The following is a 22,930-nucleotide window of genomic DNA, read 5'->3' as shown; positions in this document are numbered from 1 at the left end:
CCTGGATGGGCTGTGCGCGCGACCTTGGCACAGGTTCCGTCCCTGCGTCAGCGCAAGGCGCGCACGCGCAGCGCGAGCTGGGCCAGCCCCGGGTCGGGAATGCCCACCTCTGCGAGCTGCTGGACGGTCTGATCGAGATACGCGGCGTTCGAGCCGTTCTCTCCCGCGCACGTGGCGAGCCGCTCGAGCATCGCCGGTTCGCTCAGGGACGGCTCGTACAGGGGGCCGTGGAGATCCGTGCAGAACGTCAGCACCGGGATGGGGCCTTGCCGGGTCTGCGCCTGGAGCCAGCAGGCGGCGTAGAAGGGCAACGCCATCTCCCGCTGCCAGACGCCCTTCAGGTCCTCGCGCATGGTGCGGACGGAGAGCCGGTAGGCCACCCCGACGCAGCGAGCACCCCGGACCAGGCCCAGGCTGAGCCCGGGGTGCTTCGGGGTGCCGCGCATCTTCGGGTCGGCGAGGCAGAACACCCGCTCCCATCCTTCGAGGACCGCGTGCCGCTGCTCCTCGGGAGAGAAGGGCGGATCCTTCAACATGGAGCCATAGACGAACAGCCAGGAGCCGCTCCGGGCGGTGTCCTGGGGCGCGGCGGCCAGGGCCTGGCCGAGCGATGCGTCGAGCTCTTCTGGTGTGCGGAGGCGGTAGTCCAGGGGGATTTCCTTTGCCAGTCCAGAGGGCAGCACCTGGATATAGGCCCTCGGTTCTTCGGGCGCAGCGCTTTGGACCGCGGCAGCAGGGTCCTTCTCATCGCTGGGAGAAGTCCCCTGCCTGCGCGGCCGGCAGGAGAGCGTGTTCCGGGGCCAGCGGGGAGAAAGCCCGGGGGCTGGGTGTTGCTCGAGGTTCAGGTTTCTCCATGGCGGAGAATCGGAGGAGCAGGACCATGAGCAGGACGCAGACGCCACCGCAAGAGCGCCAGGAGGGCCGGTTGCGGGCGCGTCCGCACCGTCCCTCCGTGGAGGCGCCGGAGTCCGGCACGCGGCCCCTGGGCCTGGGCGGCCGGCGGGACGGGTTGCTGCATGTGCCCCCAGGCTACCGGGCGGACCGGCCCGCGCCCTTGGGGGTGTTGTTGCATGGGGCAGGAGGCCATGCCCCCCACGCGCTCGCCCTCTGGCAGCGGCACGCGGACGAGGCAGGGCTCCTGCTGCTCGCGCCGGAGTCCCGGGGCCCGACGTGGGACATCATCGTCGAGAGTGGGTATGGCCAGGACGTGGCCTTCATCGAGCAGGCGCTGGCGTACGTCTTCGAGCGCTATGCGGTGGACCCGGCACACCTCGCGATCGGAGGGTTCTCGGATGGGGCGTCCTACGCGCTGTCCCTGGGCCTCACCAATGGGGACCTGTTCACCCACGTGGTGGCCTTCTCGCCGGGGTTCCTGGTGCCCGCGGCGGAGCGCGGTGAGCCGTCGCTCTTCATCTCCCATGGGGTGAAGGACACGGTGCTGCCCATCGAGCCCTGCAGCCGCCGCATCGTCCCGCGCGTGCAGCGGGCGGGCTACCCGGTGCGCTACCACGAGTTCGATGGGCCGCACACGGTTCCGGTGGACATCGCCCAGGAGGCGCTGACGTGGTTCCTCGCGCCGTCGCCTGGAGGCGGTAACGCCTGACTGCCTGCTGCCCTGGCGCCCGGGCGCTGCGGGGGCCCCGGGCGTGTCGTGTCCACGACGCTTGGGCGGGCCTGAGCGCAGGGCGTTCGGTCCCTTCGTCCATTTTGATTTCCAGAGGCATTCCCTTTCTCGAGGGCATTCGAGGGAGGCGCCATGGGCGGGGCAGGGGTGGTGGGGCGGAGGGTGGGGGCGATGGGAGGGGGAGGGAAGGGCAACCGCCCATGGCGCGGAGGATGGGTCTGCATGCTCCTGGTGCTCGTGGCATGCGGGGCGCAGCAGGAGGTGGAGGCGCCCAGCCCCGTTGCGCCTCCGGTGGAAACCGGAGGTGCCCCTCCGGCCCCTCCCCCGGAGACGTGCACGCTGGTGAGCTGTGAGGCGCAGGGCGCTCAGTGCGGCACCCTCTCCGATGGGTGTGGTGGAACCCTGGACTGCGGAGGGTGCGAGGAGGGCCAGCGCTGTGGCCTCTACCGGCCCCATGTCTGCGGCACCGTGGCGTGCACGCCGCGCACGTGTGCGTCGGTGGGCGCCTCGTGTGGCACGGTCGAGGATGGCTGTGGCGGCACGTTGCAGTGCGGCACCTGTGGCGTGGGCATGACGTGTGGCGGCGGGGGGCGGGACAACACGTGTGGACTCCCCGACTATGGCGTGGACACCGCGTGCTCGCGGGAGGGCGTCTGCTTCTTGAATCCCAGGCCGGTCTCCCATGACTTCAAGGGGGCCTGGGGCCGCTCCATCGAGGATTTCTGGGTGGTGGGCAACGCGGGCTTCATCGTCCACGGCAGTCCGCGGGGGCTGACCGTCCTGCCGAGCGAAGCGGAGCTGTCCGGCATCTGGGGCAGCGCGAGCGAGGATGTCTGGGCGGTGGGCTCGGAGATCCTCCATTTTGACGGGCGCCGCTGGCGTACCTCCCTGCGTCCGGAGCGCTTCCTGCGCGATGTCCACGGCACGGGCGCTGGAAACGTCTGGGCGGTGGGGGAGGGGGGACTGGCCTACGTGTGGAATGGCGTCCGCTGGGAGCGCCAGCACACGGGGACGTCCGCTGATCTCTACGGTGTGTGGACCCACGGCGAGCAGGTGTGGGCCGTGGGGACCGGGGCCACCATCCGCGTGCGCGATGCGCAGGGGTGGCGCGCGGTCGAGCCTCCCGCGCGGAACGTCACCTTCACCGCGGTGTGGGGCACGGGGCCCAAGGATGTGTGGGTGACGGGCTCGCGGAGCGGTGCCGTGCTGTTCCACTGGGATGGCAAGGGGTGGTCACCGGTCCAACTGCCCTTCTCGGCGCTCTATGACATCTCGGGACGTTCCTCGTGGGACATCCTCGTCGTCGGCGAGGAGGGCGCCGCGCAGTTCACCGGCAGCCGGTGGGACACGGTGAGCCAGGGCACTTCGCCCCGGTTCCTGGGCGCGCTGCACACGGCGGATGGCCGGGTGATGGTGGGGGCTCACGGGCAGGTGCTGCGCTCCGGATGGGAGAACACCTGGCTCGCCCTGGACCAGGGCATCCGTTCTGACTTCGTCTCGCTGTCGGCCCCGGAGGATGACGCGTGGTTCTTCGCGGACGGGAGCCGTGTCCGCAAGGGGCCGCCTCCCTTGGCGTCCTCGACGCTGGGGCCCGCCAACATGCTCGCGCGGCAGGGCCCGGGGCGTCTGTGGGCCGCGGGCCACGCTGGCCGGGTGGACCTCCACTCCTGGGACTCGTTCGGGGGCGGCGTGAACCACTTCTACCTGCCCCAGCAGTTCGAGCTTCATGGGGTGTTCCCCGTGCGCGACATGCTGGCGTGGGTGGTGGGCACCGACACGGCGACGGGGGAGGGCGTGCTTGTGCAGCTCGATGGCCACACCGCCTGGACCCGCTACCCGCTCGCCGCCCCGGGAGGACTGAACGCCGTTGACGGGAGCGCGCCCGACGATGTGTGGGCGGTGGGCGAGTCCGTCCTCGCGCACTGGGATGGGAGCGCCTGGACGGAGACGCGGGGGATGTGGCTGCCCGAGTTCCGCGCCGTCCGGGGCCTGGGGCGAAACCTCGCCTGGGCCCTGGGGGCCCACAGCCTCTGGCGCTGGGATGGCACGCAGTGGGCGCCCGTGGGGTTGCCCGAGGGGCTGGAGACGCTCGAGCTGCATACGCTCTTCATGGACTCACGGGAGGCGCTGTACGTCGCGGGCGATGGCGGCCTGTTGCTCCAGTACGAGCCGGCACGCCATGCCTGGCGCCGCATCGAGACGGGCACGCGCAAGCGCTTGCGCGCCCTCTCTGGCGGCCCCCGGACGCTCATCGCCGCCGGCGAGGGGGGCACCGTGTTGCGGCTCTACCGCTGAAGCGCCGCTCAGAGGGCCCGGAGCTTCGGCTCCCCCCGGGCCGTCTCTCCACCGGCCGGGGTTTGGAGCTGCGCATCCACCTGGCTGGTGAGCGCGGCGTAGACCTGATCCACCTGCTGCTCCCAGGTGGTGGTCCGCATCCGCTTGGCGGCCGTCGCACTGATGCGGCTCCGGGCCGTGTTGTCCAGCACGGCGCGGCGCAGCTGCTCGAGCACCCCCGAGTAGGTGGGCTCCGCCAGCAGGCAGTTCTCTTCGTGCTTGAGCAGCCAGTGGTTGGCCGGGTTGTCGTTGGTCACCACCGTCACCCCGGAGGCCATCATCTCCAGGGGGAGGTACGAGGGATGCTTGGTGAACATGAAGCACAGCCCGACGTCGATCTCCCGGTACAGGTCCGCCGTCTTCTCGTAGGGGAGCACGCCCAGGTTGTTGATGACGCCCCGGACGCCGTACTGCTCCGGGTTCCACTCCTCACCGGCGGTGAGGATCTCCACGGCGCCTCCCAGCTCCTTCTTGAGCTGATGCAGCGCCGCCAGCCCCAGCTCGAACGCGTTCCGGTCCACGGACGGACGCCCGTAAAAGAAGATGCGGACCGGGCCCGAGCGCGGCGGCCGCCCGTCGTGGAAGAGCGACGACTCCACCGCGGGCTCGAAATGCAGACCGTTCATCCCGTAATTGGAGGTGACGAAGTCGTGCAGGCCCCGGGTGTTGAAGATGCCGAACAACCCGAGCCGGTAGCTCTGCTCGGCCAAACCATACATCGTGCCCGCCGGGTAGAAGAGCGGCTCGAAGTCCTGCACGAAGTACGCACGCGCGTAGGCCTGCGGATGTTTGAGAATGAGATAGGCGCTGCGCCAGAACGTGGCGATGGCCAGATCACACTCCGGAAGCGTCTTCACGTCCTCCTGGGAGGAGAGCACCCGGAAGCTGCCCGGCGGCATATCATACAGGACCCGGGCGCGCGCCTCCATCTCCCGGGCGCTCGCATGGGGGTTGTCGTAGATGACGAACTGGCTTTCCACCCCATGCCGCGTCCGCATCAGGTGCCCGAAGCGCAGGATGGTGTGCACCCCTCCAAAGGGGTGGCGGAAATAGGGCACGAACCAGGACAGCTTGCGCAGCGGCTTGCTGCGGCTCTGGAGGGCGGCGATCCGGCCGCCGTTCTGCTGCCGGGTGCGCTCCGCCTCCACGGGCAGGCAGTCCATGCCCGGCACGTGCTCGGCGATGTGGCGCTGGTGGTTCGCACGGCCCTGCGAGGCCACGGGCATCCGGGAGCCGGGCAGCTCCGTGGTCAACACCTGGACCGCCATCGACTCCGCGTCCCGCTTGTCCCGCCGCAGGGTTCCATCCCCCATCGTGAGCGACAGGTTGGGGTTGTAGAAGGGGTCTCCCTCGCGCAGGTAGCGGCGGTACGTCGAGAACGAGCGCCAGAAGTCCACCTCGGGGATGGAGTCCACCCGGCGCGTGGCCGACTCGTCGTGCAGCAGCTTCGCCGCCGGCGTGTAGACGACCCGCAGGCCCTTCTCGACGATGCGCAGGCACAGCTCGACGTCGCTGCCGCACACGATGAAGCTCTCGTCGTAGCCGCCCACCGACTCGAACACGTCCCGGCGCATCATCACGCAGGCGCTGGTGACCGCCAGGTAGTTGCGCGTCCAGTCCGCGTGTCCGAACGCCGTCCACTCGGCCCGGTCCGCCAGCCGGGCGAAGACATGCCCGGCAAACCCGCCCATTCCCAGAATCACGCCCGCGTGCTGGATCGTCTGATCCGGGAAGACCAGCTTGGGGCCCACCGCGCCCACGCCCGGGCGCTGGGCCTGGCCGATGAGTTCCTCCAGCCAGCCGGCCTTCAGGGCTTCCACATCATTGTTCAGGAAGAGCAGCAGCTCGCCCTGGGCGTTGCGCACCCCGAAGTTATTGATGGCTGAGTAATTGAAAGGCTCGTTCCACGTCAGCTTGCGGATGCGCGGATCCACCAGCCGGTCCAGCAAGGCATGGGTCTCGGGCCGGACGCTGTTGTTGGAGATGAGCAGCAACTCGTAATGCGCGTAGGAGTTGTGCCGCTCCAGGCTCTCCACCAGCTTGGCGAGCAGCTCGGGCTTGTCCTTGAAGGGGACAATGATGGACACGAGCGGCTTGCCACGCACCGGGTAGCGCATGTGGAACGTGGTGGGCAGCGGCTCCTCGATGATGGCCTCTTCCGAGCACCGGGCCAGGTGGTCCGCCAGCGCGCGCCGGGCCGCGTCCGAGGCCTTCGGCTTATTCCTCACATCCGCCGCCATGGACACGGCGCTCATGCGCCAATGATAGAGAATGCGCGGGATGTGAGCGATTCGCTGGGCCTGCTCCGACACCCGGAGGATGAGATCGTAATCCTGCGCGCCGTCGAAACCCTCGCGGATGCGGCCCACCTTCTCCAGCAGGTCGCGCTTCACGACCAGGAAATGGCAGATGTAATTGGCGCTGCGCAGCAGGTCCGGCGACCAGCCCGGCTTGAAGAAGGGGAGCACCCGGCGGCCGGACTGATCCATCCGGTCCTCGTCGGAGTAGAGCAGGTCCGCTTCCGGCTCGGCCTGAAGGCGCAGCGCCACCTCGGCCAGGGCGTGCGGGGCCAGCGTGTCATCGTGGTCCAGGAAGCAGACGTACTCGCCCTGCACCAGGTCCAGCGCCGCGTTGGTGGCCTTGGCGATGCCGCCGTTGGAGGGCGTCCGGATGAACCGGATGCGCTTGTCCAGATCCGCGTACTCCCGCAGCACCCGGACGACGTGCGGGGCGGTGGAGCCGTCATCCGCGATGCACATCTCCCACCGGTCGTAGGACTGGGCGCGCACCGAGTCGAGGCAGGCGCGCAACACGGACTCGGGCGTGTTGTAGGTGGGCGTCAGCAGGCTCAGCAACGGCCGGCGCGTCAGCGACAGCAGGGCCCGGCTCGCCTGGCGGAATTGCTCCGGCTCGTGGGCGGCGCACCATGCCTGGTAGTCGTGAACTGTTGGCTCGTTGACATGGTGGATGGCCGCCAGCGCCCGGACGACCGTCTGGTTGAAGCGCACCTGGCGCCGCAGCAGCTCATTCCAGATGGGCGAGAGCGCGCGCAGGCCGAGCGAGGCCATGCCCTGCGCCATCGGATTGCTGAGCGCCTCCAGCTCGGAGATCATCCGCTCGGCGCGGGAGGCGGCCGGGGCCTGCCAGTCCACCGCCGCGCACAGGGCATCGACCGCCGCCAGGTTCCAGCGCCGCTGGCCCTCCAGCAGCTGGCGGAGCACCGGGCCCAGCGTGGTGAGGTAGGATTTCTTGAGGAGCGTGAACATGCCCCCCGCCGTGCTGGCGCGGTGGGAGCGGGGCCGCCAGGCGGTCGGATCCGCCAGCGGCTCCAGGCGGCCGCGGATCTGCGCGCCCTGGTCCGCGTTCAGCGTGGCGCTGCGGTGGGCGCTCATCTGCTCCACGAGCATGGCCAGCTCGGCGTTGAACTCCCGCTGAGGGCGCAACACCTCGATGTGGAAGGGCATGAGCCCTTTCATCATCGCGCGCTTGGCGCGGCTCACCGCCTTGCCGACATGCTTGCGCGGAGAGTTGGGGACCTCGAACTGGAAGACATCCGCCAGCACGTGCGCCATGCGCACCGGATCCTCGATGGGCGACGAAGGCTTCCCCACCCGGCTGTGCAGCTGGGCGAGCAGCAGGAGCAGCGTCTGCTCGTGCGCCACGAGCTCCGCGCACTGCGCTCCGCCACACTCCCGCAGGCGCTCCACCACCCGCCGCTGGGTGGCCACCATGTCGGCCAGGTCGCCCACGGTCAATTCGTCCCCCCCCGGGGTGACGCTGTCCCTCAAGGTAGGAAGGGGGGGCGGACGGGCCGGGGCGGAAGGGGTGGCAGGACGATCGTGATTCATGGGAAGTCTTCGAATGAAGAGTGGGACGGCTTGCTATCCCGTGGTCAAGCAACAAGTCAACAGACCTGCGGATCCGCTCAAGACACTGCAAATGCGATTTTCCAATACAAGCGATGCACCCGCGGGGAGGTTCGCCATGCGGCTTCGCGAGGACACACGCCAGCCCGGCCACCGGCCATGCCTGTCATTGGGACCCAGGGCGCGTGTCAACACTCGCCGTGTGCGGCTTCGCGGGGGCTTGCGGGGGGAGACCGCTTGCCATAAAGCGGGTGGGTGCGTCCCGTCTGCCTGCGCTGCCGCCGTCCTCAAGCCACCTGCTACTGTGCGCACATCCCTCGCGTGGAGACGCGCACCCGCGTCGTCTTCCTCCAGCACCCGCGCGAGCGGCGCGTGGCCATCGGCACGGCCCGCATGGCGCACCTGGCGCTGAGCAACTCCGAGTTGCACCAGGGGGTGGATTTCTCGGACAACCCCCGGCTGGCGGCGCTGGCCGCGGCGCCCGAGCGCGTGGCCGTGCTCTTCCCCGGCAAGGAGGCGATGACGCTCGAGGAGGCGCGCGCGCGGCCCCCGGAGACGCTCATCGTCGTGGACGGGACGTGGCCCCTGGCCAAGAAGGTCGTCTCCATCAACCCCGTGCTCGCGGGGCTGCCCCGCATCGGCTTCACCCCGCGCCGCCCGAGCAACTACCGCATCCGCGCCGAGCCCGCGGAGCACTGTGTCTCGACCATCGAGGCGGTGGTGGATGTGCTGGGCGCGTTGGAAGGAGATCAGCCGCGCTTCGATGCGATGCTGCGCGCCTTCGAGTTCATGGTGGACACCCAGCTGGAGAACCAGTCCAGCCGCCAGGAGCCGCCCCGCCGCCGCATCTACAAGGCGCCCTGGCGTCCGCCCCTGGAGCTGCGCTCGCTGGCCGAGCGCTTCCCCCGGCTCGTGCTCCTGTACGCCGAGGCCAATGCCCACCCCATGGACGCGGGCATTGCCCCGGAGCTGGTCCACCTGGTGGCGAGCCGCCCCTCCACCGGTGAGCGCTTCGAGGCCGTGCTGGCCCCGCGTGAGCCGCTCGCGCGCAGCACCCCGCTGCACACGGAGCTGCCCGAGCATGTCCTGCTCGCGGGCGAGGACCGGAGCGCGGCGCTGGGCCGCTTCGAGGCCTTCCTGCGCCCGGACGACGTTCTGGCGGTGTGGACGTCCTATGCGTTGGAGCTGCTGTGGCGCGATGGCGTGAGCCGGCGCCAGGCGGTGAACGTGCGGCTGGCGACGGCCCGGGCCCTGGCGGGCAAGGCGGGCGGCGTGGAGCAGGCGGTGGCGATGCTGGGGGTGGAGGCGCCCGCGCTCTGGGCGCAGGGGCGCGCGGGCCGGCGCATCCAGGCCCTGGAGGCCGTGGCCCAGGCGCTCATCCTGCGCGGCCAGGCCACGCAGCCGCCCCTGAAGCGCAAGGGGGCGTGAGGGGCGCCGCGCTTTAGACGCGCTGCACGCCCTGCCCTACGCCCAGCGTCGTCGAGCCCACGCGCCAGGGGAGGGTGAGGCCGCGCAGCCACTGGCCGAGCCGGGCCATCAGGAAGCTGGCCGCCAGAAGCCCCACGCCCGCGAGCAGGGCCAGCCCCAGCCCCAGCGTGGGGCCCACCCGCTGGGCGAGCCCCGGGGTGCCCGCCCAGCCGTACACCACGGGCAGGTGAATCACGTAGACCCACAGGGACACGCGGCCCAGGGGCGCCAGGGCCGCCGAGAGCCACAGGGGCGCGAAGTTCATCGCCGCGAGCACGAGGAAGCCCTCGCCCACGCGCAAGGCGACGAGCCACGCGCTCGTAGGGCTCCAGTCCGCGGTGAACAGGTGGGTGAGCCCCATGAGGCCCAGCCCCAGCACCGTCAGCGCGAGCCCCTGGGGCCAGCCCGAGCGCAGCAGGCGCAGGCAGGAGGACGCCAGGGCCCCGGCGAAGAAGTAGCCTGCCCAGGGGAAGAGCGGGAAGTGGCTGGTGGCGCCCCCCACGGCCTGTTGCAGCACGGCGGGCAAGTGGGGGCTGGCTTGCCAGGCCGCCGTGCTGGCCAGGGGCACGCCCACCGCCATCACCGCCAGGGCCACGGCCCGGCTTCCCGCACCGGAGAAGACGGCAAGCAGGGTGGCCCCCACGAGGAGGCTGAGGCCGATGCACTGGAGCGCATCGAAGGCGAAGACGTGGGACAGCAGCGAGTCCCCCCAGCCCTGGGCGAGCACCGTGTCCCAGCCGGGCCAGTGCAGCAGGTACCCGAGGAAGAGCAGCAGCAGCGCCCGCTGGACCCGGCGGCCATAGGTGGCCTTCGCGGCATCCGGGCGGCGCGCGTCGAGCGCGGCCACGACGGCCCAGCCGCTCACCAGCAAGAAGAGCGGGGCGGTGATGCCGCGAAACTCCCAGTACCGTTGGACCCAGGGGTGGCCACGGGTCACGGGCGCCAGGAGCGCATCCAACGTATGTCCCATCACCATCGCCATCACGGCGAGGCCCCGGGCACCGTCCAGGGCCGGGTGGCGAGGGGGCAGCAGAAGAAGGGGCGGACGAAGGGGACGCAAGCGTCCGCCAGCATAGGAGGAGGTGGGCAGGCCGTCTTGAAAGTGGACGGCGGCCGTCCAGATGACCGATGAACCCCCGGGAAGTTTGACCCACAAGGGCTCCGATGGAGGCCCTCTGGCGAGGAAGGCACCCTGGTGAACGGAACAGCGGCCCGGTTCGTGTGGCTCTCCCTGGGGCTCTGGGCGGCTCCCGGCTTCGCCGCGGGCTCCGGGGATGCGTGGTTCGGCCCGGACAAGCCCAAGCACTTCGGGGCCACCCTGGGGCTCGCGGGGGTGGGGTACGGGGCGGGGGCCCTGCTCTTCGAGTCCCCTCGCGCGCGGTGGCTCTCGGGGGCGGGGCTCGGGCTGGGGGTGGGGCTGGGCAAGGAAGTCTATGACGCGGGCCGGGGCGGCCGGTTCTCTTCCAAGGACCTGGTGTGGGATGCGGTAGGCACCGCCACCGGGCTGGGGCTGTCGTGGCTCATCGACGGCTTGCTCAGCCGCCGGCAGTCCTCGGTGCCGGCCCAGGCCGGGGGGCTTCCTGATGGATGGGGGAAGCTGGGAGCATGCGAGCTCCGGCTGAAGGGCCCCGGGGTGACGGACATGTTGTTAACCTGCCGCAACGTAGGACAGCTGCTCCCGGAGACGTACCCATGAACGACTGGACCCGGAACATGATGGCCCCGCTGCCCGCGGCACTGGTGGCGCTGGGGCTGCTGGCCGGGACGGGCTGTTCCCGGGAAACCCCCGTGCCCCCGGCGCCCCCCGTCCCCGCGGTGGCCGAGGCCCTGCCGGCGGACCCGCCCGCCCCGAGGCGGGCCCCCCTGGATGCCGCGAAGCTGATGCTGGCCTTCAAGCCCGCGCCGAGGGCCAAGGCCGCGCCCGCCCCCGTGGACTCCGAGGCCCGGATTGCCCTGGGGCGCATGCTCTTCTTCGACCCGCGGCTGTCCAAGAACCACGACATCTCCTGCAACTCGTGCCACGGCCTGGACACGTTCGGCGTGGACAACAAGCCGCTGTCCGATGGGCACCGGGGCCAGAAGGGGACGCGCAACTCGCCCACCGTCTACAACGCCGCGGGCCACATCGCGCAGTTCTGGGATGGCCGCGCCGCCTCCCTGGAAGCCCAGGCCGAAGGGCCGCTCTTCAACCCCGTGGAGATGGCGCTGCCGGATGACCGGCGGCTCGTGGAGACCCTGGCCTCCATTCCGGAGTACCAGAAGCGCTTCCGGCAGGCGTTTCCCGGCGAGAAGCAGCCCATCACGCGCGCCACGGTGACGCAGGCCATCGCCGCGTTCGAGCGCCAGCTCACCACCCCCTCGCGCTTCGATGCCTTCCTGGACGGAGACGCGGGGGCGCTCACCGCGCAGGAGCGCCGCGGGCTGGAGACCTTCGTCGCGGTGGGCTGCACCACGTGCCACAACGGCGGGGCGGTGGGCGGCACCTCCTTCCAGAAGCTGGGCCTCATCGAGCCCTGGCCGCACGTGGGCGACGCGGGCCGGTTCGAGGTGACGAAGGACGAGGAGGACCTCAACAAGTTCCGGGTCCCCACGCTGCGCAACGTGGAGAAGACGGCGCCGTACCTCCACAGCGGCTCGGTCCAGGCGCTGCCCGAGATGGTGCGGCTGATGGCCCGGCACCAGCTCGGCCAGACGCTCCCGGAGCCGGACGTGGAGGATGTGGTGGCCTTCCTCCGGAGCCTCACCGGGCAGCTGCCCCAGCAGTACATCTCCGTCCCCGAGCTGCCGAAGAGCACGCCCCGGACGCCCAAGCCCGACCCGTCGTGATGGGCCGTGCGCGGAAGGCCCGCTGGTAGTAAGAGCGGGCCATGAACTTTCTGTTCCAGTTTCATTCCGGGCTCCGGTTCCTGGTGCTCCTGGTGGGCCTCGTGGCCCTGGTCTACTTCGCGGTGGGGCAGGTGACCAAGCGCACCGCGGGCAAGGACGTGCGCGTGCTGGGCGCCATCTACAGCGGGCTGCTCGACCTGCAGTTCCTCATCGGAATCGTGATGGTGGCGCTGGGCCGGTACTACCCCCAGCTCATCGGCCACATCGTGACGATGGTGCTCGCGGTGGCGGTGACCCACGTGCTGCTGGTGCGCAACCGCAAGAAGCCCCAGCCGGGCTTCCTGCTGCCGCTGGTGGCCGTCGCCGTGTCGCTGCTCCTCATCGCCGGTGGCATCATGGCGATTGGCCGGGGCGTGCTCACCCAGACCGCCTTCGTGGGCTGAGCCGCCGCATGGCCGACAAGCGCCGCTTCGAGCTCTTCGCCCACTTCCTCAGCGAACGCTTTCGCGCGCCGCGCATCTTCGATGTGGCCGGCGGGCAGGGCCGGCTCAACGAGGCCCTGACGAAGCTGGGACGCACCGTCACCACCTTCGACCTGCGGCACAAGCACCTCCCGGTGAAATACGCCTGCCGGGAGTTCACCTTGAGCGAGCCCCCCGAGGCGGACCTGCTCGTGGGCATGCACCCGGATGGGGCCACGCGCATCATCATCGAGTACGCGGCGCTCCACCGGTTGCCGTTCGCCGTGGTTCCGTGCTGTTCCGACAACAGCATGCCGTACAATCCGTGGATGCGTCATCTGGCCCAGCTGGCGCGTGACCGGGGCTTCACGGCCGTGGAGGACCATTGCCTGCCCATGGAGGGACGCGCCCGGGTGGTGCTGGGCTCATTTGAATAAGGAGGAGGGCCCGGGTGCAGATCATCCTGTTGCGGATGCCACCGGCGATGGGCGAGGCGCTCGAACAGCAGCTGCACGCCCAGCGGGCGCACGGGGTGGATTGCGAGGTGGTTCAGGCCCCGGGACTGGAGACGCTGCCGGATCTGCTCCCCCCCGGCCTCGTGGTGGTGTGGGACGCGGGCGGGCCGCTGGAGGAGCTGGCCGCTTGCTGCCGCCAGCTCGATGCGCGCCGCGTCTTCGCGCGGACCCAGTTGCTCGTCCTGACCCAGCGCGATGACGCTGGGTGCGAGGCCCTGGCCGAGGCGGGCGCGGATGAGTGCCTGGCCCCTCCGGGAGGCCTCTGGGGCGCCCGGCTCAAGGTGCTCCAGCGGCGGCTGAAGCCCCAGGGCGAGATGCCCGCGGCGATGAGCCCCCAGGAGTTTCGCCGCGCCAGCCTGGAGCAGTCCTTCCAGTCGCTGATGAGCGGGCTGGCGGCCGCCGAGGGGGATGAGCTGTTCCGGGGCCTGGTGGCCCAGCTGGGCTCGGCGTTTCATGGCACGGGCGCCCTGGTGGGCGTGCTGACCCAGGACCAGGAGCAGCTCCGCACGCTCGCGTTCTGGAGCGGCGACCGCTTCGAGGAGAACCTCACCTTTGCCCTCCAGGGCACCGTGCACCAGGAAATCCTCCTCCGAGGCTCCGTTCAGGTCCCGGAAGGAATTCAAGGACGCTTTCCCGGGGACCCGACCCTGCCGAGGCTCGGGGCCCAGGCCTGCCTGGGGGTGGGGTTGAGGGATGCGCAGGGACGGGCCATCGGGGTGCTGGCCGTGGGCGGGCGGGGGGCGCTGCTCGCGGACCGCAAGGACCAGACCCTGTTCGAGGTCTTCGCCGCCCGCGCGGAGGCCGAGCTGGGGCGGCTGCGCGCGGAGGCCGAGCTGGTGCGCACGCGCGTCTTCCTGCGGACCTTCCTGGAGGCGGTGCCGGATCCGATCTTCATCAAGGACCGCGCCCACCGGTGGATCCTCGTGAACGCCGCGTTCGCCCAGGCCCTGGGACTGCCCATGGAGAAGCTGGTGGGCAAGTCCGATTACGATCTCATCCCCGCGCACGAGGCCGGACTCTTCTGGGAGCGGGACGAGCAGGTGTTCTCCTCCGGCCGGGCGAACGAGTTCGAGGAGCGCCTGACGGACCCCTCCGGCAACACCCGCATCATTATTACGAAGAAGGCGCCCTTCACCTTGATGAACGGCGAGCCGTTCCTCATCGGCGTCATCCGGGACATCACCGAGGCCCGGCGGATGGAGACCCAGCTGCGGCTGTCGGAGCGGATGGCCTCGGTGGGCACGCTGGCGGCCGGGGTGGCGCACGAAATCAACAACCCGCTGGCCTACATCTCCTCCAACCTGGCGTTCCTGGCCGAGCAGCTCGAGCAGGAGGAGCTGCCCGCGGGGCTGCGGGCCGAGATGCGCGATGCGGTGCTGGAGTCCCTGGAGGGCACCCGGCGGGTGCGGCTCATCGTCCAGGATCTCAAGTCCTTCTCGCGCTCGGATGACGACAGCCGGGGGCCCGTCGATGTCCACCGCGTCATCCAGGGCTCCCTCCGGCTGGTGCGCAATGAGCTGGAGCACCGGGCACGGCTCTCCCAGGAGCTCTGCCCCGTGCCGGCCGTGCTGGGCAACGAGTCGCGGCTGGCCCAGGTCATCGTCAACCTCCTGGTGAACGCGGTGCAGGCCTTGCCCTCCGAGCGCGCGGTCCAGGACAACCGCATCCACGTCGCGGCCTGGCACGAGGCGGAGTGGGTGTGCATCGAGGTGGAGGACAACGGCCAGGGGATCGCGCCCGAGGTCCAGCGGCACATCTTCGATCCGTTCTTCACCACCAAGCCGGTGGGGGTGGGCACGGGGCTGGGCCTGGCCATCTGCAACACCATCATCCAGGGCATGGGGGGCTCCATCGACGTCGAGAGCACGCCCGGGGGGGGGAGCACCTTCCGCCTGCGCCTGCCGGTCCTGGTGGCGCCCGAGGGGGAGGCCGAGGCGCCGCCGGAGCCGCCCCGCCCCCGGAAGGGGCCCCGCAGGCGCGTGCTCCTCATCGATGATGAGCCCTCGGTGGGGGCGGCCGTGCGCCGCTTGCTGCACGCCTACCATGAGGTCCACGCGGTCCAGGATGCGCGCGAGGCGCTTCAGCTCCTCCTCCGGGGGGAGCACTACGATGCCATTCTGTGTGATGTGATGATGAAGGGGATGAGCGGCGTGGACTTCATTCTGGAGCTGGAGAGCCGCGCGCCCGAGCTGATCCGGCACACGGGCCTCATGTCCGCGGGGCTCTTCTCCGAGCAGGCCCGTGCGTTCATCGCCTCGCGCGAGCTCAACTTTCTGCGCAAGCCCTTCGAGCGCGAGGGGTTGCGGTTGTTCGTGGAGCACCTGTGCGGCTGAATCCTGGAGCGACCCGGAAGCTGGCGGTGGCGCGTGACGCCGCGGGCGAGCGGCTCGACAAGCACCTCTCGAAGCACGTGCCCGGGCTCTCGCTGGAGCGGGCCCGCCAGCTCATCGCCCAGGGGCATGTGCGCATCCGCGGCAAGACGTGCCAGCCCACGCGCAAGCTCTGGGGGGGAGAGGAGATCGAGCTCTCCCTGCCGGCGCCCCGTGCCCCCCAGGGGCCCGCGGTGGAGGGGCCCCCGCTGCCCGTGCTGCATGATGATTCGCAGCTGGTCATCGTGAACAAGCCCGCGGGGCTGGTGGTGGAGCCCGGGGGTGGGGCCCCCTCGGTGGTGGAGCTGCTCGCGGCGCAGCGGCCCCCGTTCGATGTGGAGGGCGTGGCCCTGCCCGGGGTCGTTCACCGGCTGGACCGCGAGACGAGCGGCTGCCTCATGTTCGCGCGCACCGATGCGGCCGCGGCGGCGCTCGACCTGGCCTTCCAGCAGAAGCGCGTGGACAAGCGCTACTGGACCCTCGTGTTGGGAGCGCCCCCGGAGCAGGGGCGGCTGGAGGGACCCTATGGCCGGGACCCCAGGGATCCCCGGAAGTTCACCACGCGCGTGAAGTCCGCGCGCCGGGCGGCGCTGGCCTTCGAGGTCCGCGAGCGGCTGCGCGGCGCGGCGCTGCTGGAGGTCCAACTGGAGACGGGGCGCACCCATCAGATCCGCGTCCAGCTCTCCGAGGCGGGTTTCCCGGTGCTGGGCGATGGCATCTACGGGCCCGCGGAGGCCCGTGCCCACCCGGCGGCCCAGGCCATCGGCCGCCAGGCCCTGCACGCGCTGCGCTTGGCGCTGCCTCACCCCTCGACGGGAGATGCGGTGCGGGTGGAGGCCCCGCTGCCGGAGGACTTCGCGAAGGCGCTGGCCCTGCTGCGCGATGCGGAGCCCTGAGCGGGCCCTGCCCAGGTACAGTGCGCTCATGAACGTCGAGCACCCTCTGCCCCCGGGCCCCCGCTGGCTCTACCTGCACGGTTTTGCCTCGGGGCCCGAGTCAGCCAAGGGGGTGGCGCTCGCGGCCCACTTCGCGCGCCAGGGCGTCCACTTGGAGCGGTTGAACATGCGCCAACCCTCCCTGGAGCACCTGCGCCTGAGCGCGATGATGCGCACGGTGCGCGAGGCCATCGGCACGGAGCGGGACCGGGCCGTGTTGTTCGGCTCCAGCCTGGGGGGGCTCACCGCCAGCCGCGTGGCGGAGGAGGACGCGCGCGTGTGCGCGCTCGTGCTCTTGGCCCCGGCCTTCCAGATGGGGACGCAGGTGCGGCGCAACCTGGGCACGGAGGCCATGCGCCGCTGGGAGATGCAGGGCTGGCTGGAAGTTCACGACTACGCGGAGAAGCGTCCGGCCCGGGTGGACTTCGGCTTCATCCAGGACATGGAGGCCGTGGAGGCGCGCGCGGGCCGCTGGCCGGATGTCCGTGTGCCCACGCTCCTCATCCACGGCCGCGAGGACACGACGACCGCCATCGAGTTCTCCCGGGACTGGGCGCGCGGCAAGCCGCACGTCCGGCTCGTGGAAGTCGAAGACGGGCATGAGCTGACGGCTTCGTTGGAGCTCATCCAGTCCGAGGTCGATGCGTTCCTTCGGCCTTTTCGTGTTTCGGTGCCGGCGCCTGCCTGAGCCGCCCCGGCTACGGAAAGAAACTCGGGGAGTGGCTCGGCAGAGAACCCAGGTGGCGCTCCGCCGTCATCCCCTCGAGAGCGTCGGTTGTACTCACACATAGGACCACCTCCATGTCTCAGCGTCGAGCCATCCCATGGCTTGTCCTTCTGACGTTGGCCGCCTGCGGGCAGCCACCGGAAGACGCGGTACCGGATGTCCCCTCTCTCCTCTCCACGCAGGGCAAGTTCCTCCGCTCCAGCCGCGCGGTTCCCGGCGAATACATCGTCGTGCTCACCGAGTCTCAAGAGCGCGAGGGGATGAACGTCGCCGCCACGGCGGATGCGCTCGCGCGGGAGCACGGTGGCAGTCTTCGCAGGACGTTCCACCATGCGCTGAAGGGCTTCTCGGCCCGGCTGACGGAGGCCCAGGCGCGGGCCCTCGCCGCGAATCCTCGCGTGAAATACGTCGAGGAAAACGGCTTTGTCTCATTGAGCGCGACGCAGACGGGGGCCACCTGGGGGCTCGACCGCCTGGACCAGCGCGCCCTGCCGCTCGACTCCCAATACACCTACAACGCCACTGGAGTAGGTGTGCATGTGTACATTGTCGACACGGGCATCCTCCGGACGCATCAGGAGTTCGCCCAGCGCATCAGCGACGGCGTGGATGAAGCAACGCCAGGGGGAACGGCCGCCGACTGCAACGGCCACGGCACGCACGTGGCCGGCACCGTGGGCGGCACCACCTATGGCGTGGCCAAGGGCGTGACGCTGCACCCGGTGCGCGTGCTCGACTGCAACGGCGAGGGCACCTACGAGGGTGTCATCGCGGGCGTGGAGTGGGTGACGGCGAATCACCAGTCCCCGGCGGTGGCCAACATGAGCCTGGGCGGCGGTGTGAGCCAGGCGCTGGATGACGCGGTCACCCAGTCCATTCACTCCGGAGTGACGTATGCCGTCGCCGCGGGCAACGAGACCGCGAATGCCTGCACCACCTCGCCGGCCCGCGCCCCCGCGGCCGTGACGGTGGGCTCCGTGGATGCCCGGGACGCTCGCTCCTACTTCTCCAACTTCGGCACGTGCGTGGACATCTTCGCGCCGGGCGAGGGCATCACCTCCTCGTGGAACACCGGCGCCTCGGCCATCAACGTCCTCAGTGGCACCTCCATGGCCACCCCGCACGTGGCGGGCGCGGCGGCCCTGTACCTGGAGCGCCACCCGTCCGCGCTGCCGCAGCAGGTGCGCGACGCGCTCGTCAACAACGGGACCAGCGGTGGGGTGGGCAATCCGGGCACGGGCTCGCCCAATGTCCTGCTGTACACCGGCTTCATTCCGCCCCCAGGCGGCGTGGAGGACTCCGTGGCGCCCTCCGCCGGGGTGACGTCCCCCGCGGACAACGCCACCCTCACGGGCACGGTGACGCTCTCGGCGAACGCGTCGGACAACGTGGGCGTGACCCGGGTCGAGTTCCTGGTGGACGGGCTCGCCGTGGGCAGTGACACCACCGCGCCGTACGCGCTCTCGTGGAACACCGCCACCGTGGCCAACGGGGGCCATGTGCTCGTGGCCCGGGCCTTCGATGCCGCGGGGAACGCCGGCACGAGCGCCCCGGTGAACCTCACCCTCCACAACCCGGGCTTTGCCGCGTACGACACCGGGCTCAAGGCGCCCAAGTGCGCGGCGGTGGGCCCATTCTGCGACACGGGCACGCTGGTGCAGGGCCGTGGCCCCGCGGGCCCCGAGCTGAATGCGCCCAATACGATTCGCAGCTCCTGCGCCGACGGCACCGGGGGCTCCTACCAGAGCGACGAGTCCCTGGAGGGGCTGCGGATCTCCACCCAAGACGGCTCGGCGCTGGCGCCGGGCAAGACGGTGACGATCACCGCCCGGGTCTGGGCCTACGCGAGCATCTTCAGCGCGGACTCGCTGGACCTGTACTTCGCCGCGGACGCCAATACCCCCGCGTGGACCTTCCTCACGACGCTGAAGCCCACGGCCAGCGGGGCGCAGACCCTGACCGCCACGTACCCCCTGCCCACGGGCAGCCTCCAGGCCATCCGCGGGGGGTTCCGGTACTTCGGAGGCACGGCGGTCTGCTCCACGGGCAGCTACGATGACACCGATGATCTCGTCTTCGCGGTCCAGGGCAGCGGCGGGGGCGGAGGCGATGCCACGCCGCCCGTGACGTCCCTGACGGCACCGTCCGCGGGCTCCCAGCTCAGCGGAACGGTGAAGCTCAGCGCCACGGCCTCCGACAACGTGGGCGTCTCCAAGGTCGAGTTCTACGCCGGAAGCACCTTGCTGGGCACGGACACCACCGCGCCCTACGAGCTCTCCTGGGACACCCGGGGCGTGGCCAATGGCGGCTACGCGCTGACCAGCCGGGCCTCTGACGCCGGGGGGAACGAGGGCCGCTCGGCCGCGGTGCAGATCAGCGTGAACAACGCCTCGGGGGGATGCACCAGCACCACGCAGTTGCTGCTCAACCCGGGCTTCGAGGGCGGCGCCGTGAACTGGACCGCCTCCAGCGGGGTGATTGCCAAGGCCAGCACGGCGCGCACGGGAAGCTGGCGGGCGCTGCTGGGCGGCCAGGGCGCGGGTGGCACGCACACGCTGTCACAGCAGATCGCCATCCCCGCGGGAGCGTGCGCCGCCTCGCTCCAGTTCTGGCTGAAGGTCTCCACGGATGAGTTCGTCACAGGGCCCGCCTGGGACACACTATCCGTACAGATCCAGAGCAGCGCGGGGCCGGTGCTCGCGACGCTGGCCACCTACAGCAATCTGGATGGCGGTTCGAGCTACGTGCAGCGGACCCTGGATCTCTCCGCCTACAAGGGGCAGACCGTCCGGGTGTCCTTCGAGTCGAACGAGGACTTCTCCAACCCGACCGGCTTCCTGGTGGATGACGTCTCGGCGGTGGTAACTCGCTAGCCCTCCGGGGAGGGAAGCTTGAGGTTCAGGCTTCCTTCCCCCTCGGGGTGGATGCAACAGCTTGGCTTATACAACGAAGCCTCGCCTCGCGGGGTGAGGGAACCCCTCTTCGTATCCGGCGGGGAAGAGGGCAGAATGCGCCCTGCTTTCATTGGAGAGTTCGACATGTTTGGTTCATTCCTGCGCTGGGTTCGGCTCAACTCGCGCAAAGCGCTCGCGCTCGTGCTTGCCCCTGGCCTGATTGCGCTCGCCTTCGATTCCGCGGTGTCCCACTGGGCGGGAAAGGACTTCGACAACCGGTGGCAGGCGATCCCGGTGGTGTACGGCCTCGTGGGCTTCCTGCTGCTGACGGCCGTGTGCATCCCGAAGTCCCGGAAGGTGTTCGTGTGGACGGCGCGGGGCGTGGGGCTCGCGGGCATGCTGGTGGGCCTGATGGGGACCTACATCCATGCCGTGGCGTTCATGGAGGAGCTGGCGGGGGACTACTCGGCCGCGAACCTCGAGGGCGCCCTGTCCGTGGCCCCTCCCTTGCTCGCGCCGCTGAGCTTCGTGGGCCTGGGGGCCGCGCTCTTCGCGCTGTCGAGCGCGAGGATGCTGCTGCGCTTGCGGCTGGGCTCGGTCCGGGCGCCGCAGGCGGGCGCGGAGGGGTCCTCCTCGCTGGCGCAGGAGACGGTGTAGGCCGCACCTCAAGGCGCCTCCAGCGTTGTCCCGGGGCGCGTCTGGCGTCATAACCGCGCCCGATGCTCCGGCGCCTGTGGGAACATCTCAAGGAGGTCGCCCGCTTCGCCCCGGTGCAGCCGGCGGTGATGGCGGGCCTCCGGGCGGCGATCGCCACCATCCTTCCCGTGGTGGTGGCGGGCGCCTATCACGTGCCGGATGCGCTGTGGCTCAGCGTGGGGGGCTTCAACACCTCCTTCGCGGACCGGGGCGGCTCCTACCGGCCCCGCGCCTTCAGCATGGGCGCCGGGATGCTCGCCGGAGCGCTCGCGGCCTTCCTGGGCGGGTGGATCGGCCCGTATCCCCTGGTGGCCATCCCCGCGGCCTTCGTGTGGATCACCGCGTGCTCCTACGCGGGGGTCTTCGGGGCCGCGGCGACCGTGGTGGGCAACACCACGGCCAGTGTCTTCGTCATCTCCCTGGCCATGCCTTCCCCGGACCCCTCCGAGCTGTTGCTGCGGCCGGGCATGGTGGCCCTGGGAGGCCTCTGGGCCATGGTGCTCTCCCTGGTGCTCTGGCCGATCCGGCCCTACCGGCCCGCCCGCGCCGCCGTGTCCCAGTGCTTCCGGCGCGTGGCGGACTATGCGGCGGCCCTGGGGGGGCTCTCGCGCGGCGGGGCCAGCGCGGCGGCCTGGCAGGCCGTGCTCCTGGGCCACCATGGGCGGATCCGCGAGGCACTCGAGGTGGCGGGCAGTACGCTGGCGGCCACCCGCCGGGGCCGGGGCGAGAGCGGCCGGGGCGAGCGGCTCCTGGTTCTGCTCCAGATGGCGGATGCGCTGTTCCGGACGATGATTGCCCTGGGCGATGAGCTGGAGGGCCTGATGCCGGAGGACCGGGGGATGCCCGGCCGGGAGGAGGTCGGGCGCACCCTGGCGGCCTTCGCGGCGACGCTCCAGTCCCTGGCGCGCATCACCGAGACGGAGGGCCGGACGCGCCCCCTGCCCGTGCTGGAGTGGGGCGCGGAGGCCTTCCGGGCGGCCCTCATGCGGGCCGATACGCTGGGGGAGCCCCGGGCCCTGGAGGCCGGGGAGCGGGCGAGGTGTCAGCACGCGGCGCGGCTGCTGGAGCGGTTGCGCGAGGTGTCGGACGCCGCGGTGCGGATGGCGGCGGGCCTGTCCGGAGAGCGGGTGCCCTCCCGGCGCAGTCCCGTGGCGCAGCGGCCCTCCCTGCTCGGGCCGCTCCGGGACAACCTCTCGCTGGACTCAGTGGTGCTCCGGCATGCCCTCCGGGTGGGGTTCACCACGGCGCTCGCGGTGGGGCTCTCCACGCGCTTCGTCCCGAGCCACGGCTACTGGGTGACCATCACCGTGCTGACCATCATGCAGCCCTACACGGGCGCCACCTTTCTCAAGGGGCTGCAGCGGGTGGCGGGCACCATGGTGGGGGGCATCCTCGCGGCCGCGGTGGCCGCGTGGTTTCACGAGCCCGAGGTCATCCTCGTGCTGGTGTTCCTGACTGCGGCGATCAGCATCGCGGTCATCCCACTCAACTACGGGCTCTACACCGTCTTCCTCACGATTACCTTCGTGCTGCTGGCCGAGGTGGGAACCGGGGACTGGGGCCTGGCCCGGGTGCGCATCCTCAATACGCTGATCGGCGGAGCCCTGGCGCTGGCGTGTACCTGGCTCTTGTGGGAGCGGTCCGAGCACGAGCTCTTCCCCAAGCACATGGCGGCGGCCCTGCGGGCCCAGCGGGACTACTTCCGGCTCGTTTTCTCCTCCGGCTTCTCCGGGAAGTGGAGCGGGGACGAGGCGCTCTCCGACGCCCAGCGGAAGATGGGGCTGGAGACGCTCAACGCGGAAGCCTCCTTCCAGCGCCTGCTCTCCGAGCCGCGGCGGCGGACCGAGCCGATCGAGCCCCTGATGACGTTGCTGACCTACACGCGGCGCTTTGCCGCCTCGGTCGTCTCCATCGCCTCGTCCTTCCAATACCTCGGGATGGAGGGAACCGGGGACCGCCTGGCGCCCTTCGTGAGCGCGGCGGAACGGGCCCTGGAGGATCTGGCCGAGGCCGTGGCCACGGGGCGGCCGCCCGCGCCTCTCGTGGACTTCGACGCGTTGCTCGGCGGGAGCGCCCCTTCACCGGAGGCGGCGGACTCCCTGCTGTGGATCCAGCTCCAGCGCGTCGTGCGCCACCTCTCCATCCTGCACGGCGCGGTCTCGCGCCGGGGCACCCGGGCTCCCCTCGAGTGCGCGCCCGAGAAGGCGCCCGCGTGA

16 protein-coding genes are annotated in these 22,930 nt (G+C 70.8%); 13 read left to right on the top strand and 3 right to left on the bottom strand.

Going from position 1 to position 22,930, the window contains the following annotated elements:
* Window positions 1-47 precede the first annotated feature (47 nt).
* Window positions 48-683 carry a gamma-glutamylcyclotransferase gene (locus KY661_RS23505; protein ID WP_225412352.1) on the bottom strand — a complete coding sequence of 212 codons (636 nt, stop codon included), beginning with the start codon at window positions 681-683 and terminating at the stop codon, window positions 48-50.
* Window positions 684-880: 197 nt separating this feature from the next.
* On the opposite strand from KY661_RS23505, the gene KY661_RS23500 reads away from it, so the two are divergent.
* Window positions 881-1,603 carry an alpha/beta hydrolase gene (locus KY661_RS23500; RefSeq protein WP_225412351.1) on the top strand — a complete coding sequence of 241 codons (723 nt, stop codon included), beginning with the start codon at window positions 881-883 and terminating at the stop codon, window positions 1,601-1,603.
* Between the two features lie 243 nt (window positions 1,604-1,846).
* Window positions 1,847-3,919 (top strand): beta propeller repeat protein, encoded by a 2,073-nt coding sequence (locus KY661_RS23495; RefSeq protein WP_225412350.1) that lies wholly within the window; start codon window positions 1,847-1,849, stop codon window positions 3,917-3,919.
* Between the two features lie 8 nt (window positions 3,920-3,927).
* Here KY661_RS23495 and KY661_RS23490 read toward each other — a convergent pair whose 3' ends face one another.
* On the bottom strand, window positions 3,928-7,806 hold the full coding sequence (locus KY661_RS23490; protein ID WP_225412349.1) for a rhamnosyltransferase WsaF family glycosyltransferase: 3,879 nt from the start codon (window positions 7,804-7,806) through the stop codon (window positions 3,928-3,930).
* Window positions 7,807-8,079: 273 nt separating this feature from the next.
* Between KY661_RS23490 and KY661_RS23485 the strand changes: the two genes are divergently transcribed.
* Entirely contained in the window at window positions 8,080-9,252 is a 1,173-nt protein-coding gene (locus tag KY661_RS23485; RefSeq protein ID WP_225412348.1) for a tRNA-uridine aminocarboxypropyltransferase, read from the top strand.
* 13 nt (window positions 9,253-9,265) lie between these two features.
* Here KY661_RS23485 and KY661_RS23480 read toward each other — a convergent pair whose 3' ends face one another.
* A complete protein-coding gene (locus KY661_RS23480) occupies window positions 9,266-10,351 on the bottom strand; it encodes an acyltransferase family protein (RefSeq protein ID WP_225412347.1) in 1,086 nt (361 codons plus the stop codon).
* 135 nt (window positions 10,352-10,486) lie between these two features.
* Here KY661_RS23480 and KY661_RS23475 point away from each other — a divergent pair, with 135 nt between their 5' ends.
* From KY661_RS23475 to KY661_RS23430, 10 genes are all read left to right on the top strand, one after another.
* Window positions 10,487-10,987: a YfiM family protein gene (locus tag KY661_RS23475; RefSeq protein ID WP_225412346.1), complete on the top strand. Its 501-nt coding sequence runs from the start codon at window positions 10,487-10,489 to the stop codon at window positions 10,985-10,987.
* Window positions 10,984-12,117 carry a cytochrome-c peroxidase gene (locus KY661_RS23470; protein ID WP_225412345.1) on the top strand — a complete coding sequence of 378 codons (1,134 nt, stop codon included), beginning with the start codon at window positions 10,984-10,986 and terminating at the stop codon, window positions 12,115-12,117. Before KY661_RS23475 ends, KY661_RS23470 begins: the two co-directional genes overlap by 4 nt.
* A 41-nt stretch (window positions 12,118-12,158) precedes the next feature.
* Window positions 12,159-12,560, top strand: coding sequence for a hypothetical protein (locus KY661_RS23465; protein WP_093525370.1), 402 nt, complete (start codon window positions 12,159-12,161; stop codon window positions 12,558-12,560).
* 8 nt (window positions 12,561-12,568) lie between these two features.
* Window positions 12,569-13,015 carry a hypothetical protein gene (locus tag KY661_RS23460; RefSeq protein WP_225412344.1) on the top strand — a complete coding sequence of 149 codons (447 nt, stop codon included), beginning with the start codon at window positions 12,569-12,571 and terminating at the stop codon, window positions 13,013-13,015.
* A gap of 14 nt (window positions 13,016-13,029) precedes the next feature.
* Window positions 13,030-15,426 carry an ATP-binding protein gene (locus tag KY661_RS23455; protein WP_225412343.1) on the top strand — a complete coding sequence of 799 codons (2,397 nt, stop codon included), beginning with the start codon at window positions 13,030-13,032 and terminating at the stop codon, window positions 15,424-15,426.
* The gene (locus KY661_RS23450; protein ID WP_225412342.1) at window positions 15,417-16,358 is read left to right on the top strand and encodes an RluA family pseudouridine synthase; all 942 of its coding nucleotides are present in this window, start codon (window positions 15,417-15,419) and stop codon (window positions 16,356-16,358) included. Before KY661_RS23455 ends, KY661_RS23450 begins: the two co-directional genes overlap by 10 nt.
* A 28-nt stretch (window positions 16,359-16,386) precedes the next feature.
* Window positions 16,387-17,085: a YqiA/YcfP family alpha/beta fold hydrolase gene (locus KY661_RS23445; RefSeq protein ID WP_225412341.1), complete on the top strand. Its 699-nt coding sequence runs from the start codon at window positions 16,387-16,389 to the stop codon at window positions 17,083-17,085.
* A gap of 113 nt (window positions 17,086-17,198) precedes the next feature.
* Window positions 17,199-19,997 (top strand): S8 family serine peptidase, encoded by a 2,799-nt coding sequence (locus KY661_RS23440; RefSeq protein WP_225412340.1) that lies wholly within the window; start codon window positions 17,199-17,201, stop codon window positions 19,995-19,997.
* 165 nt (window positions 19,998-20,162) lie between these two features.
* Window positions 20,163-20,675, top strand: coding sequence for a hypothetical protein (locus KY661_RS23435; RefSeq protein ID WP_225412339.1), 513 nt, complete (start codon window positions 20,163-20,165; stop codon window positions 20,673-20,675).
* 62 nt (window positions 20,676-20,737) lie between these two features.
* Complete coding sequence (locus KY661_RS23430; RefSeq protein ID WP_225412338.1) at window positions 20,738-22,930, top strand: FUSC family protein; 2,193 nt, start codon at window positions 20,738-20,740, stop codon at window positions 22,928-22,930.

This window comes from Allostigmatella hybrida, assembly GCF_020103775.1.
GTDB classification, from domain to species: Bacteria; Myxococcota; Myxococcia; order Myxococcales; family Myxococcaceae; genus Hyalangium; species Hyalangium aurantiaca.
The sequence above is the reverse complement of the archived record's forward strand: the minus strand, read 5'-3'. Positions and strand labels throughout refer to the sequence as shown.